Consider the following 13,835-nt stretch of genomic DNA (forward strand, 5'->3'; position numbering starts at 1 on the left):
GCGGGACGCAGGAACCGCCCTTCGAGCCTCGTAGGATGGGTTGAGACGCGTAGCGCCGATACCCATCATCGCCGTGATGGGTATCGCTCCGCTCAACCTAGGCCCCACCCATCCTACGGGCTGGGTCCCCGCCTACGCGGGGACGACGGGGTGGATGGGCGATCACGAGCTCTCGGGACGCAGGATCAAGGTGCCGAGCGGCGGCAGATCGAGAACCAGCGAATAGGCCTCACCATGGCTGACCGCCTCTTCGGCCGTCAGCTCGCCCTGGCTGCCAGCCGCGGAGCCGGCGTAGCGCTCGGCGTCGCTATTCAGTGCCACGGCCCAGTTGCCGGCCAGCGGCACACCGATGCGGTAGCCCAGGCGCGGCGTCGGGGTGAAGTTATGCACCACCAGCAGCGGCATGCCGTCCTCGCCCTTGCGTAGCCAGGCGTACACGCTGTTGGCCTTGTCGTCGCCGATCAGCCACTGGAAGCCCTCTGCCTGCCCGTCCAGCTGATGCAGCGCACACTGGTGGCGGTACAGGTAGTTGAGGTCGCCGACCAGGTTCTGCACGCCCTGATGCTCGCCGTACATCAACAGGTACCAGTCCAGCGGGTGGTCATGGCTCCATTCGCGCCACTGGCCGAACTCGCAGCCCATGAACAGCAGCTTCTTGCCCGGATGGCTCCACATGAAGCTCAGGTACAGGCGCAGGTTGGCGAATTTCTGCCAGCGGTCGCCGGGCATCTTGTCCAGCAACGAACGCTTGCCGTGCACCACCTCGTCGTGGGAGATCGGCAGGATGAAGTGCTCGGAAAACGCGTAGAGCAGGCCGAAGGTCAGCTGGTGATGGTGATGCCCGCGGTACAGCGGGTCCTCGCTGGCGTACTTGAGGCTGTCGTGCATCCAGCCCATGTTCCACTTGTAGGCGAAGCCCAGGCCGCCCTCGCGGGTCGGTCGGCTGACGCCTGGCCAGGCCGTGGACTCCTCGGCGATCACCAGCGCGCCGGGCACCTCGGTGGCGACCACGTCATTGAGGTGGCGCAGGAAGTCGATCGCCTCGAGGTTCTCGCGGCCGCCGTGGCGGTTGGGAATCCACTCGCCGTCCTTGCGCGAGTAGTCGCGGTAGAGCATCGAGGCCACCGCGTCCACGCGCAGCCCGTCGATGTGGTAGACGCGCAGCCAGTGCAGCGCCGAGGCCAGCATGAAGCCGTGCACCTCGGTACGCCCGAGGTTGTAGATGTAGGTGTCCCAGTCCTGGTGGAAGCCCTCGTAGGGGTGCTGGTACTCGTACAGCGCGGTGCCGTCGAAGCGCCCCAGACCGTGCGAATCGGTGGGGAAATGCGCCGGCACCCAGTCGAGGATCACCCCGATGCCGGCCTGGTGGCAGGCATCGACGAAGGCGGCGAACTCCTGCGGCGTGCCGTAGCGCGCGGTCGGCGCAAACTGCGACAGCGGCTGATAGCCCCACGAGCCACCGAACGGGTGTTCCATCACCGGCAGCAGCTCGATATGGGTGAAGCCGAGCTGAGTGACGTAGGGAATCAGCTGCTCGCCCAGCTCGCGCCAACCCAGCAGCTGGCCTTCGCCCTCGCCTTCGCGGCGCCAGGAACCGGCATGCACCTCGTAGATCGACAGCGGCTGGTTGTGCGCCTGGTGTGCCTGGCGCGCGTCCATCCAGGCCTGGTCGTGCCAGTCGAAGTGCAGCGGCGGCGCGACCACCGAGCCGGTCGCCGGCGGCAGCTCGGTGGCCAGCGCCAGTGGGTCGGCCTTCAGCGGCAGCAGGCCGTTCTGGCCGAGAATCTCGAATTTGTACGCTTCGCCAGCCTGCAGGCGCGGCACGAACAGCTCCCAGATGCCCGCCGGATGGCGCAGGCGCATGGGGTGGCGGCGGCCATCCCAGACGTTGAAGGCGCCCACCACCGAGACGCGCCGGGCGTTCGGCGCCCACACCGAGAAGCGCACGCCGGAGATGCCGTCGTGGCTGGCCAACTGCGCGCCGAACACCTGGCCCATGGTGCGGTGATTGCCCTCGTTGAACAGGTACAGGTCCATGTCGCCGAGCAGTGCGCCGAAGGCATAGGGGTCTTCGGTCTCCTGCTCGCCGATCGCCCAGTGGATGCGCAAGCGGTACGGGCGCTGCGGCGCCTGGGTGAAACGGAACAGCCCCGGCGTCTGGTCCTGCTGCATGTCGCCCAGGGTTGCGCCGCTTTCGCCGTCCAGTAGCTCGACGCGCAATGCGGTCGGCAGGTAGGTGCGAATCACTCGCCCATCCGACTCATCGTGCGGGCCGAGGTAAGCGAACGGATCACCGTGCTCGGCGCGCACCAGGGCCTGGATGTGCTGGCGCTCGTCGTACGCCGCGTTATCGCTCATGGCGTCCACTCTCCCAGCAGATGTTCGACCAGCTCCACCAGGCCCTGTACGGGGACGGGCAGCCAGTCCGGGCGATAGCGCGCCTCGTAGAGGATTTCGTAGGCGGCCTTCTCGATGCAGAACAGCGCCAGTGCGGCGCCCTCGCCCTCGCGCTCGAACCAGGCGTGCGGCAGGTCGGCGGCAGCGATCCGGTAGGCGTCGTAGAACGCGGTGCGCGCCTGGCGGCGGTAGATCGCGGCGATCGCATGGCGCGCCCGCTCGGCCTCGGCCGAGGCATCGGCGCTCTGCGCGTTGCGCATCGCCATGGCCGCGGCATAGTCGAACGAGCGCAACATGCCGGCGACGTCCTTGAGCGGGCTGTGGCTGGCGCGGCGCTCGTCGAGGCTGCGCGCCGGTTCGCCTTCGAAGTCGATCAGGTAGGCATCGCCCTGCACCACGAGCACCTGGCCGAGATGCAGATCACCGTGCACGCGCAGGCGGATGCCGCCCATGCCGCGCCGGGCGAGTTTGCCGACCAGGGCGACCAGCGCGTCGGCGCGGCCGATCAGCCAGTCGGCGTTGGCTCGGTCCTGGCCGCTCAGCCGCTCGCGCTGCAGTTCCAGTTCGCGCAGGGCATAGCGCACCTGCTCGCCGATGCTCAGCGTCCAGTCCTCGGCATCTGCCTCCGCGGTACCGCTCACCGCGAAGTCGCTTTCATCCTCGTCCGGGTTGGCCAGCACCAGGTGCATCTCGCCGAGGCGCTGGCCGAGCATGCGGGCGAAGGTTTCCAGCTCCGCCATCGCGGCGAACTGGTTTTCCTGCGCCGACAAGCCACCGGACAGCTCATCGCGAATCGCCCGCTCCAGGTTGTTCTGCGTCCAGGCCCAGGCGTCGCCCTGATTGCGCAGGTTGCCCTGCAGGATCATCAGGGTGTGCGGCACGCCGTCGGCGTCGACGCGGCGCACCTCGCCCAGCAGCGGCGCGATGTTGGCGAAGCCGTGGCGGGTCAGGTAGCCGCCCATCTCGGCTTCCGGGTGGATGCCGGGGAACACTCGGCGCACCAGCTTGAGCATCAGGTGCTCGCCGATCAGCGCCGAACTGTTCGACTGCTCGGCCGACAGCAGGCGCACTTCCGGCTCGTCGCTGCGCGGCACGGCGGCCAGCTGCTCGCTGGCGAGGAAGTGGATCTCGCCGCCGGCATGCGCCAGCACGCGGTTGTCGTAGAAGCCCTGCAGCACATCGCGGACGAAGTGCGGCAAGGTGAAGGCATCGGTCAGCAGGCCGACGTTCGGCCCGCGACGCACCCGCGCCAGGGCCAGTTGCTGGGGTAGCGGGCTGCCGCTGTCGTGTTCGCCGATGTAGCCGACCGGCAACTGGTAGTGCTCGATGCCCGCCTCGCGCATCACCGCCACCTCGGCGAGCATGCACAGGCGACTGAACGGGACGCCGTAGAGGATGCTCACGCCGCCCGCCGCCTCACCGGAGAACCAGCGGCGCTTGGGCAGGTAGGCCGGCAGCGATTCCTGCTCGAGGGTGTGGCGATTGGCGTTCTCCAGCAGCTCCTGCGGGTCGCGCTTGATCACCAGAGTAGGCATTTCCGGCAGGCGCTCAGGCGGCGCCACGTGCCAGCTGGGCATCTGCGCGGCGTCGGCGAGGAAGAACCAGTAGAAGCCATACGGCGGCAGGGTCAGCAGGTAGTTGAGCTCGCCAATCGGCGGGAACGAACTGCCGCCGGTCATTTCCACCGGCACCTTGCCGTTGTAGGCGGACAGTTCCAGCTCCACCGCCTGGGCGGCGCGCGACACATTGGCGACGCAGAGGATGATCTCGTGGCGGCCATCACCGTCGCTGAACTCGCGCAGATAGGCGAGCACCCGGCGATTGCTCGGTGAGAGCATCTTCAGGCTGCCGCGGCCGAAGGCCTTCTGCTGCTTGCGCACCGCGAGCATGCGTCGCGTCCAGTTCAGCAACGAGTGCGGATCGCGCTGCTGCGCCTCGACGTTGATCGCCTGGAAACCGTACAGCGGGTCCATGATCGGCGGCAGCACCAGGCTGGCCGGATCGGCGCGAGAGAAGCCGCCGTTGCGGTCCACCGACCACTGCATGGGCGTGCGCACGCCGTCGCGGTCGCCGAGGAAGATGTTGTCGCCCATGCCGATCTCGTCGCCGTAATACAGCGTCGGCGTGCCCGGCATCGACAGCAGCAGGCTGTGCAGCAGCTCGATGCGCCGCCGGTCACGCTCGACCAGGGGCGCCAGACGGCGGCGAATGCCCAGGTTGATACGCGCCCGGCGGTCGGCGGCGTAGTAGTTCCACAGGTAGTCGCGCTCGTGGTCGGTGACCATCTCCAGGGTCAGTTCATCGTGGTTGCGCAGGAAGATCGCCCACTGGCAGTTGGCCGGAATCTCCGGGGTCTGGCGCAGGATGTCGGTGATCGGGAAGCGGTCTTCCTGGGCTATGGCCATGTACATGCGCGGCATCAGCGGGAAGTGGAAGGCCATGTGGCACTCGTCGCCCGGCCCGCCGTGTTCGCCGCCGAAATACAGCTGGGTGTCCTCGGGCCACTGGTTGGCCTCGGCGAGCAGCATGCGGTCGGGGTAATGCGCGTCGATCTCGGCGCGGATGCGCTTGAGCACCGTGTGAGTCTCGGGCAGGTTCTCGTTGTTGGTGCCGTCGCGTTCGATCAGGTAGGGAATCGCGTCGAGGCGCAGGCCGTCGACGCCGAGGTCGAGCCAGAAGCGCATCACGCTGAGCACTTCCTTCATAACCTGCGGATTGTCGAAGTTGAGGTCCGGCTGGTGCGAGTAGAAGCGGTGCCAGAAGTACTGGCCGGCCACCGGGTCCCAGGTCCAGTTGGACTTCTCGGTGTCGAGGAAAATGATCCGCGTGCCAAGGTAATGCTGATCGGTATCCGACCACACGTAGTAGTCGCGCGCCTTGGAGCCCTTCTTCGCCTCGCGGGCGCGCTTGAACCAGGGGTGCTGGTCCGAGGTGTGGTTGATGACCAGTTCGGTGATCACCCGCAGCCCGCGCTTGTGCGCCTCGGCGATGAAACGCTTGGCGTCGGCCATGCCGCCGTAGTCCGGGTGCACCGCGCGGTACTCGGCGATGTCGTAGCCGTCGTCGCGGCGCGGCGAGGGGTAGAACGGCAGCAGCCAGATGGTGTTCACGCCAAGCTCGGCAATGTAGTCGAGCTTGGCGATCAGGCCGGGAAAGTCGCCAATCCCGTCGCCATTGGAGTCGAAGTAAGACTTCACATGGACCTGATAGATGACCGCGTCCTTGTACCACAGGGGGTCATTGATGAAGGCCGCAGGCCGGGGTTTCTTCGCCATCGGGGGTCCTCTATTTGGCGGCCGGCGCCGCGGGCGCTGCCACGTCGCCGGGCACGCGGATGCGCCAGATGCCGAACGGCAGCACCCAGGGCTCGATGCGCATCCACTGCACTTTGCCGTACCAGGTCCAGGTGTGGCCGTTCATCAGGTCTTCGCCCTCGGTCGCCGCATCATCGGCCAGGCCCAGTTCCCACAGCGGCAGCTCGAAATGCGCCTCCTGGGCGTTGTGCGGGTCGAGGCTGATGGCGACCAGGATGAAGTTGCTTCGGTCCGCGCTGCGCTTGCCGAAGTACAGGATGTGCTCGTTCCAGGCCGTGTAGGCCTGGAAGCCGAGGTGCGTCTGCAACGCCGGGTTCTGCCGGCGGATGCGGTTGAGCTGGGCGATCTCCGCGACGATGTTGCCCGGCGCCCGGTAATCGCGAATGCGTAGCTGGTACTTCTCCGAGTCGAGGTATTCCTCCTTGCCCGGCACCGGTGCCGCCTCGCAGATCTCGAAGCCCGAGTACATACCCCACAGCCCCGAGCCCATGGTGGCCAGCGCAGCGCGGATCAGGAAGCCGGCGCGCCCGGAGGTCTGCAGGAAATACGGGTTGATGTCCGGCGTGTTGACGAAGAAGTTCGGCCGGTAACACTCGCTGAGTGGCGCCTCGTTGAGCTCTTCCAGGTATTCCTGCAACTCGGCCTTGCTGTTGCGCCAGGTGAAGTAGGTGTAGCTCTGGCTGAAACCGACCTTGCCGAGGCGCGCCATCATCGCCGGGCGGGTGAATGCCTCGGCGAGGAAGATGGTCTGCGGGTAGCGTCCGCGCACGTCCGCGATCAGCCACTCCCAGAACGGCAGCGGCTTGGTGTGCGGGTTGTCGACGCGAAACAGGCTGACGCCCTGCTCCACCCAGCCGACCACCACGTCGCGCAGTGCCAGCCACAGCTCCGGCATGGCGTCCGCCGCATAGAAGTCGACGTTGACGATGTCCTCGTACTTCTTCGGCGGGTTCTCCGCGTGGCGGATGCTGCCGTCCGGCCGCCAGCTGAACCAGCCGGGATGCTGCTTGAGCCAGGGATGGTCTGGCGAACATTGGATGGCGAAGTCCAGGGCGATCTCCAGGCCCTGCTCGCGGGCGGCGGCGACCAGTGCGCGGAAGTCCTCGAAGCTGCCCAACTCGGCATGCAGCGCCTCATGACCGCCCTCCTCGCTGCCGATCGCATACGGGCTGCCGGGATCGCCCTCGACGGTGGTCAGCGCGTTATTGCGGCCCTTTCGATGGGTGCGGCCGATCGGGTGGATCGGCGGGAAATACAGCACGTCGAAGCCCATCTCGGCGATTTCCGGCAGGCGTTCGATCACGTCGCGGAAGGTGCCGTGGCGCTGCTCGTCGTTGCTCGCCGAGCGCGGGAACAGCTCGTACCAGCTGGCGAACTCGGCGAGCCGCCGCTCGACCTCCAGCGGATACAGCGCGCTGCGCACCCGGTGCGGATGCGCTTCGACCTGGGCCATCGCGCGCGCGGTCTCCGGTGCCAACAGCACACCGACGCGCCGATCCAGCGACTCGGTGTCGCGCAGCCGCGTCAGCACGCCCTGCAGCGCGGCGGCATGCTCACCGTGGGCGACCTTGGCCGATTTCTCCAGCAGCAACTCGCCCTCGTGCACTTCCAGGCTGATCGGCACGCCGGCGGCGTACTTCTTCTTCAATTCGTCGGCATAGGAGGCATACACGTCCCACCAGGCCTCCACGGCGAAAGCCAGCCGGCAGGCGCGCGGCGGGACGAAATGCGCCTCCCAGCGGTCATTACCGAGCGGCTTGAGCGGCACATGCTGCCAGTCGCCGGCCGGCAGCTCGCGCCACACCACGCGGGCGCCGAGCTTGTCGTGGCCGTCGGCGATCAGCACTGCACGTACCGTCAGCGTCCGCCCGGCGATGGCCTTGGCAGCGAAGCGACCGCCCTCCACCGTGGGGCTCACCGCCTCGATGGCGATGCGCGGCAGGTCGATGGCTTCCTCGATACGCAGGCTGCCTGAAAGGGTGTCGACGGGCTTGCGGTAGCTTTCCAGAGACATCGTCCGGCTCCTTGGCAACGCGACACGGCCCGGCTGCGGACAGCCGACCGCTGAAGTCGAAGGGATGTATGCGCCTAGCGCGACGCCTGTAAGTTCCGAACCCCGGGGCGCGGCAAAAGTTCAGGCCGATTGGCCGGCACGGCGCGCTCAGCCGTTGATCACGGTGCCGCCATTGATGTGAATCACCTGGCCGGTGACATAGCTGGAGTCCTCGCAGGCCAGGTAGACGTAGGCCGGCGCCACTTCCGCTGGCTGGCCGGGGCGCTTCATCGGCGTGTTGCCACCGAAGTGGGCGACCTTGTCGGCGTCGAAGGTCGAAGGGATCAACGGCGTCCAGATCGGCCCCGGCGCCACCGCATTGACCCGGATGCCACGCTCCGCCAGGTTCAGCGCCAACGAGCGGGTGTACGAGATGATCGCGCCCTTGCTCGACGAGTAATCGAGCAGCGTGGCGTTGCCCTTGTAGGCGGTGATCGAGCCGGTATTGATGATCGCCGCGCCTTCCTTCAGGTGCGGCAGTACCGCCTTGGTCAGCTGGAGCATCGCGAAGATGTTGGTGCGGAAGGTCTTCTCCCACTGCGCCTCGCTGATGTCTTCGAGGCGTTCCTGTGGGTGCTGTTCACCGGCATTGTTGACCAGCACGTCGATACGTCCCCACTTGGCCAGGGTGTCTTCCACCACTTCGCGGCAGAAGGCTTCCCTAGCGACATCCCCGGCGTGCAGCGCTACCTGGCGCCCGCGCTTCTCGATCTCCGTTTTGGTCTGCTCGGCGTCGGCGTGTTCGTCGAAGTACAGCAGCACGATATCCGCGCCCTCCTCGGCAAAATGCACCGCCACCGCCCGACCAATCCCGCTATCGGCCCCGGTAATCACCGCCACCTTGCCCGCCAACTTGCCGGCCCCACGGTAGGTCGCGCGGATGTACAGCGGCTCGGGGTGCATGACCTTCTCTGAGCCGGGCTGGCGTTGCTGGTGTTGCGGCGGAAGGGTCTGTTTGCTGTCGGCCATCTCGGTCTCCGGGGGCTGGAGGGGATACAGGGATGACCTGAGGCAGAGGGATGGGGTTCATGAAGAATCGGCCATAGCACGCAGCTCGTCGCACCCAGAGGCGGCGCAATGGCGCAGCGCAGAGCGGCCACTACACTTCCACCCGATCCATGACGTACTCCCGGGCACCGAGCAGTCTGCCCGCGTGGGCTGGATGTCCCCCACCGGATAGACGGTGGCAATTTTCGATAGCGACGTGGGATAGGTGTCGGTCACGCCGCCCACAAGTCCCAGTCCTAAAGGGGTACAACCATGAGTGGTTACAACGCAGTACTGGCAAGAAATACGGACAACGCGCCGAAAGGCGTCGGTCCCTACTCACAAACTGTTGCCTTCTCCCACTACAACAATCTTTCCGCTCAATTACCCATCGATCCAAAGTCCGGAAAGCTGGTAGCCGGCGGTATAAAAGAGCAAACCGAGCAGTGCCTCAACAACATTAAGGCAGTTGTGGAAAGCATCGATCACGTACTGGATGACGTAGTTAGAACCACTATTTTTCTTAAGAATGTCTCAGACACCGATTCTATAAACGAGATCTATGCAAAGTTTTTCCCAGACTATGCCCCCGTACTGACGATAGTTGCGGTGGCAGCGCTACCACTGGGCGCCCTGGTGCAAATTGAGGCGCTTATTTCAAACGGTGAAGGGACCATTCCAAACGCGCCACAGGCCGGCGACCTGGTAAAAGTTGCAAAGAACATGGAAAACGCCCCCACAAATCCGCTATCGACGCAAACCGTAGCCTTCTCTCACTACAACAACCTTTCCGCTCAACTGCCCATCGACCCGAAAACTGGAAAACTGGTGGCTGGCGGCGCAAAAGAGCAGGCAGCGCAGTGTTTGAAGAACATCAAGGCCATTCTCGAAAGCATCGACGTTCCGTTTGATGACATTGTCAAAATAACGCTGTTCCTGAAGAACCTTGCAGACACTGATTCGGTAAATGAAATCTACACAACCTTCTTTCCGGATTCGGCTATCGCCCGGACTGTAGGCTATGTGCCTGCACGCACCGTAGTTGAGGTTTCCGCCTTGCCTCTGGGGGCTTTGGTACAAGTCGAAGCCGTGGTGTCGCACGGCGACGGCACGCCGCCTCAGCTAGTCGAAGACCGGCACGGCATCGTTATAAAGGCCAACAATACGGCTGACGCCCCCAGAAGCCCGCTATCCACACAAACCGTGGCCTTTTCCCATTACAACCACCTCTCCGCACAACTGCCTCTGGATGCAAAGACCGGCCAGGTGGTGGGTAGCAGTGCCAAGGAGCAAGCCGCGCAGTGCCTGAAGAACATCAAGAGCATTGTGGAGAGCATCAACCACGCGCTGGACGACGTGGTTAAGGTCAATATCTACCTTAAAAACATCGACGATATTGCGGCGGTAGATGAGGCTTACACGCAGTTCTTCCCAGGCGGTGTTCCCGCACGCAGGACCGTAGGCGTATCCGCTCTGCCCAACGGTGCCTTGGTGCAAATTGAAGCCGTTGTCGCCAACGCTGAAGGCACGCCGCCCAGCGCCTGACCGGCATGTCCTTGTAGGCACTCCACGTAGGGTGGATGTCGATGTTTACTTCCACCCTGCCCCTCACGGCGCCTTGGTCCCCAACCGTTTCCACATCGCCGCGGTAATGCGCTGCCGATTGGCGTAGCCCTGCCAGGGATCGCCCTGCAAGCCGTCCAGTCGCTCCTGCAGGTTGTCCACCGTCCATTGCGCGGCGCTGCGCAGGCTCGGTAGTTCGTCACGGGCAATGGGCACCGAGACCGGCAAGCCGGGCCGGGCGCGCACCGAGTAGGCGGCCACAGTGCTGGCGCCACGACTGTTGCGCAGGTAGTCGATAAAGATCTTGCCAATCCGGTTCTTCGGCCCCATGGTCGCGGTGAAGCGCTCCGGCAGTTGTTGCTGCATGAACTGGCTGAGCGCCTTGGCGAAAGCCTTCACCGTGTCCCAGTCAGCATGCCGGGCGAGCGGCACGATGATGTGCATACCCTTGCCGCCGCTGGTCTTCAGGTAGGCCGCCAGCCCCAGTTCGTCGAGCACCGTCAGGCACAGCTGGGTGGCTTCGAGCATGCTCTTCCACGGCAGCTTGGGGTCCGGGTCAAGGTCGAGGATGAAGCGGTCCGGCTTCTCGATGCTGTCTGTGGTGGCGTTCCAGGTATGCAGCTCGATGGTGCCCATCTGCACCGCGCCGACCAGTGCCTTGAGCGTGTCGATCTCCATCAAGCGCGCGTGGCCGGGATCGAGCTTGGCGTCGAGGTGCTTGATGTTGGGAATCGCCAGGCGCTCGGCGTGCTTCTGGAAGAACTGCTCGCCGCCGACGCCATCCGGCACGCGGACGATCGACACCGGGCGATTGTCCAGTTGCGGCAGCAGCCAGTCGGCGATGCCCTGGTAGAAGCGCGCCAGGTCTTCCTTGCGGTAACCGCTGCCGGCGTCGATGACTCGCTCGGGATGGCTGATCGGCACGCCGGCGACCACCACTTTGCCGCCTTTGCTCGCGCCGCGCGCGACCTTCGGTTTGGCGGCCGGGCGCGGCGATTCGCGGACGATCTCGCTGGCCGGCTTGTCGCTGCGCAGGCCGACAAACGCCGCCTGGCGCACGATGCCTTCGCGGGTCCACTCGGCGAACTCCACCTCGCCAACCAGCAGCGGCTCGACCCAGTTCACCCCGCGTGCGGCCTGGCCGCCGAGCTTCTCGGCGAGCGGCGAGTCGTCGCGTGCCAGGCGCTGCAACTGGCCGTGCAGCTGCTTCAGGCTGGTCTCGCTGAACCCCGTGCCGACCCGCCCCGCGTAGCGCAGGCCGTCACCGTCGTTGACCGCCAGCAGCAGTGCGCCGAATCCGCTGCGGCTGCCCTGCGGTTGGCTGTAGCCGACGATCACGAACTCCTGGCGCAGGCGGCACTTGAGCTTGATCCAGTCCGCGCTGCGCCGTGACACATAGGTGCTGCCGGCGCGTTTGCCGATCACCCCCTCCAGGGCCATGGCGCAAGCGCTCTCGATGATGTCGCGATGCTTGGCGGTGAACGCGTCGGAGTAGCGCAGCAGCGGGTGCTTCTTGCCGCCGAGGGCCTTCTTCAGTGCGGCGCGGCGCTCTTCCACCGGCTGCTCGCGCAGGTCCTCGCCGTTGAGGAACGGCGCGTCGAACAGGTAGTAGAGGATGTCCAGGCTGCGGCCCAGCTCGAAGGCATTCTGCAGCGCCTGGAAGTCCGGCAGCCCTTCGTCGTTGAGTACCACCACTTCGCCGTCCAGCCAGCTGTCCGCGAGCCGCAATGCCGCCAGCTCCTTGGCCTGGCGCGGCAGACGCGCGGTCCAGTCGTGGCCGTTGCGAGTGAACAGCCGCACCTCGCCATCGGCAATACGCGCGAGGATGCGGTAGCCGTCGAACTTGATCTCGTACAGCCAGTCGCCACCGGGCGGCTGGTCGACCAGCGTGGCCAGTTGTGGGGCGAGCTGGCTGGGCAATGTGGTGCGGCGGACTTTGCCCGGTTGCTTGCGCGCAGATGACTGCGGCGCCGGCCTGGCGGCGCTCGGCTGACCCACCTCTGCGCCGCTGAGCACGCTGGCAGGCTGCGCCTGAACGATGTCGTACTCGTCGGCCGGGCGGGCTACCTCGTCGCGTTCCTTGATCAGCAACCACTGCTCCTTGTCGCCGCTGCCCTTGAGGTTGGTGCGCACCAGCGTCCAGTCGCCAGAAAGCTTCTCGCCGATCAGGCTGAACTTGAGCTTGCCGTCCCGGTAGGCGGCTGCCGGATCACCGTGCGGCTGCCAGATGCCCTGGTCCCAGACGATCACGTCGCCGGCGCCGTACTGGCCCTCGGGAATCTGCCCCTCGAAGCTGGCGTAGCTCAGCGGATGGTCCTCGACGTGCACCGCCAGGCGCTTGTCCTGCGGATCGAGGCTCGGGCCCTTGGGCACCGCCCAGCTCTTCAGGGTGCCGCCCAGCTCCAGGCGGAAGTCGTAGTGCAGGCGCCGCGCATCGTGTTTCTGGATAACGAAGCGCAACGCGCCGGCCTTGCCCTTGGCGCGGCGTGGCTCGTCGCGGGGCTCGGCGGTGATGTCGAAGTTGCGTTTGCGGTTGTACTCGCTGACGGGCTTGGCCTTGGCCATGGTCGGTCACTCCTGGCGAGCTACTTGCGGGCGGTCTTGCGCGGCTTGCTCGCCGGCGCGTCGTCGCTGGGCGGCGCGGCCTTGGCTTTGGCCGCCGGCTTGCGCGATTTGCTGGGCGGTGCGCTCTTGCCACCGAGGCTGCGCTTGAGCAGTTCGGTGAGGTCGATGACGTCCGCGCTGCGGCGCTCCTCGCCCTCCTCCACGGCTTCGACTTCCTCGATCTTGCCGGCGCGCGCCTTCTGCTCGACCAGCCCCATGATCTTGTCCTGGAAGCTGTCGAGGTACTCGTCGGGTTGCCAGTCGGCGCTCATGTCTTCGACCAGCCGCTTGGCCATGTCCAGCTCGCGCTTGGCCAGTTCGGGCTTGGTCGCCGTGCTGGGCAACTCCAGTTGCGCCGGGCTGCGCACGTCCGCCGGCCACCGCAGCATCACCAGCACCAGTGCGGCGTCCTGGGTCATCAGCGCCGCCAGGTACTGCTTGGTGCGCAGCACCACGTGCGCCAGGGCCACCTTGTCGGTGTCTTCCAGGGTCTTGCGCAGCAGCGCGTAGACCTTCTCGCCGCGCCGGTCGGGGCTGAGGAAGTACGGCGTGTCGATATGGGTGAAGGGGATCGCCTCGCGCTCGACGAAGGCAAAGATATCGATGGTCTGCGTGGAGTCCGGGTGGGCGGCGCGGATTTCCTCCTCGCTGAGCACCACGTAGCGGCCCTTCTCGTACTGCACACCTTTGACGATGTGTTCCTTCGGCACTTCCTTGCCGGTGACCTTGTTGACTCGCTTGTAGCCGACCGGCTCCATGCTGCGGTCGTCGAGCCAGTCGAAATCGACACCGTGGGCCGCCGTGGCGGACACCAGGTTCACCGGGATATGCACCAGGCCGAAGCTGATCGCGCCCTTCCAGATAGATCGTGCCATCGCCGCGGTTCCAATTCAGTGGATTACCTTCGGCGGACCCAC

The 13,835-nt window shown here is 65.8% G+C and carries 7 protein-coding genes; 1 reads left to right on the forward strand and 6 read right to left on the reverse strand.

All coding sequences use genetic code 11. The features are described from left to right. Positions 1 to 162 precede the first annotated feature (162 nt). The 4 genes from glgB to JQX08_RS14440 form a co-directional block, all read right to left on the reverse strand. Positions 163 to 2,358, reverse strand: coding sequence for a 1,4-alpha-glucan branching protein GlgB (gene glgB / locus JQX08_RS14425; RefSeq protein ID WP_205349095.1), 2,196 nt, complete (start codon positions 2,356 to 2,358; stop codon positions 163 to 165). Then, positions 2,355 to 5,672: a maltose alpha-D-glucosyltransferase gene (treS, locus tag JQX08_RS14430; RefSeq protein WP_205349096.1), complete on the reverse strand. Its 3,318-nt coding sequence runs from the start codon at positions 5,670 to 5,672 to the stop codon at positions 2,355 to 2,357. The genes glgB and treS overlap by 4 nt, the downstream gene beginning before the upstream one ends. Positions 5,673 to 5,682: 10 nt before the next feature. Then, a complete protein-coding gene (locus JQX08_RS14435) occupies positions 5,683 to 7,725 on the reverse strand; it encodes an alpha-1,4-glucan--maltose-1-phosphate maltosyltransferase (protein WP_205349097.1) in 2,043 nt (680 codons plus the stop codon). A gap of 147 nt (positions 7,726 to 7,872) precedes the next feature. After that, positions 7,873 to 8,733: an SDR family oxidoreductase gene (locus tag JQX08_RS14440; RefSeq protein ID WP_205349098.1), complete on the reverse strand. Its 861-nt coding sequence runs from the start codon at positions 8,731 to 8,733 to the stop codon at positions 7,873 to 7,875. 291 nt (positions 8,734 to 9,024) lie between these two features. On the opposite strand from JQX08_RS14440, the gene JQX08_RS14445 reads away from it, so the two are divergent. Continuing rightward, entirely contained in the window at positions 9,025 to 10,296 is a 1,272-nt protein-coding gene (locus JQX08_RS14445) for a RidA family protein (RefSeq protein WP_205349099.1), read from the forward strand. Positions 10,297 to 10,359: 63 nt separating this feature from the next. Here the strand turns inward: JQX08_RS14445 and ligD are convergent, their stop codons facing one another. Both ligD and ku read right to left on the reverse strand, forming a co-directional pair. Then, positions 10,360 to 12,879, reverse strand: a complete 2,520-nt coding sequence (ligD, locus tag JQX08_RS14450) for a DNA ligase D (protein WP_205349100.1) — start codon at positions 12,877 to 12,879, stop codon at positions 10,360 to 10,362. 20 nt (positions 12,880 to 12,899) lie between these two features. Then, entirely contained in the window at positions 12,900 to 13,793 is an 894-nt protein-coding gene (gene ku, locus JQX08_RS14455) for a non-homologous end joining protein Ku (protein ID WP_205349101.1), read from the reverse strand. Positions 13,794 to 13,835 lie beyond the last annotated feature (42 nt).

Origin of the sequence: Zestomonas insulae (assembly GCF_016901015.1) — a bacterium.
Classification (GTDB): Bacteria; Pseudomonadota; Gammaproteobacteria; order Pseudomonadales; family Pseudomonadaceae; genus Aquipseudomonas; species Aquipseudomonas insulae.

Coding starts and splice junctions, on each gene's coding strand:
- glgB (WP_205349095.1), bottom strand. CDS start 2,358: ATGAGCGATAACGCGGCGTACGACGAGCGCCAGCACATCCAGGCCCTG.
- treS (WP_205349096.1), bottom strand. CDS start 5,672: ATGGCGAAGAAACCCCGGCCTGCGGCCTTCATCAATGACCCCCTGTGG.
- JQX08_RS14435 (WP_205349097.1), bottom strand. CDS start 7,725: ATGTCTCTGGAAAGCTACCGCAAGCCCGTCGACACCCTTTCAGGCAGC.
- JQX08_RS14440 (WP_205349098.1), bottom strand. CDS start 8,733: ATGGCCGACAGCAAACAGACCCTTCCGCCGCAACACCAGCAACGCCAG.
- JQX08_RS14445 (WP_205349099.1), top strand. CDS start 9,025: ATGAGTGGTTACAACGCAGTACTGGCAAGAAATACGGACAACGCGCCG.
- ligD (WP_205349100.1), bottom strand. CDS start 12,879: ATGGCCAAGGCCAAGCCCGTCAGCGAGTACAACCGCAAACGCAACTTC.
- ku (WP_205349101.1), bottom strand. CDS start 13,793: ATGGCACGATCTATCTGGAAGGGCGCGATCAGCTTCGGCCTGGTGCAT.